This is a genomic window from Streptomyces sp. AC627_RSS907, from assembly GCF_019049165.1.
Genome location: NZ_JAGMUE010001201.1, coordinates 1 through 597, shown reverse-complemented (window position 1 = coordinate 597; position 597 = coordinate 1). Strand labels below are relative to the sequence as shown.

The following is a 597-nucleotide window of genomic DNA, read 5'->3' as shown; positions in this document are numbered from 1 at the left end:
CGGGTCGAGCGGGTTGAGCCGGATGCCGCCGTCGAGGGCGGCCATCGGGTCCAGGCGGATGGGCGTGATGCCGAGCTGCTGGGCGATGAGGTTCCACTCGCCGACACCGTCCTCGCCCTGCGCGTCGAGGACGACCACCTGCCGGTCCCGGAACCGCAACTGGCGCAGTACGTAGGTCTTCTCCAGGGCGGACTTGCCGTTGCCGGACTCGCCGAGCACCAGCCAGTGCGGGGCGGGCAACTGCTGCCCGTACAACTGGAACGGGTCGTAGATGTACCCCTTGCCGGAGTACACCTCGCGACCGATGATGACGCCGGAGTCGCCGAGGCCGGGCGCGGCGGTGGGCAGGTAGACGGCCTGGGCCTGGCCGGTGGAGGTGCGGACCGGCAGCCGGGTCGTCTCCACCTTCCCGAAGACGAAACTGGTGAAGGTCTCGGTGATGACGCCCATCGGATCGACCACGGCGCAGCCCCTATCGTCGGATGCCGGTGGCGAACGGCAAGGTGTTCACAAAGGCCCGGTGGTGTTCGCGGTCGCACCACTCCAGCTTGAGGTAGCTGTTGCCGGCCGAGGCGCGGATGGTGCGCTTGTCGCGGG

The 597-nt window shown here is 69.2% G+C and carries 1 protein-coding gene; it reads right to left on the bottom strand.

What is annotated here, in order from left to right; all coding sequences use genetic code 11:
- The coding region (locus KUM32_RS41060; protein ID WP_217146748.1) for an ATP-binding protein at positions 1–450 on the bottom strand (450 nt) is incomplete at its 3' end.
- Between the last annotated feature and the right edge of the window lie 147 nt (positions 451–597).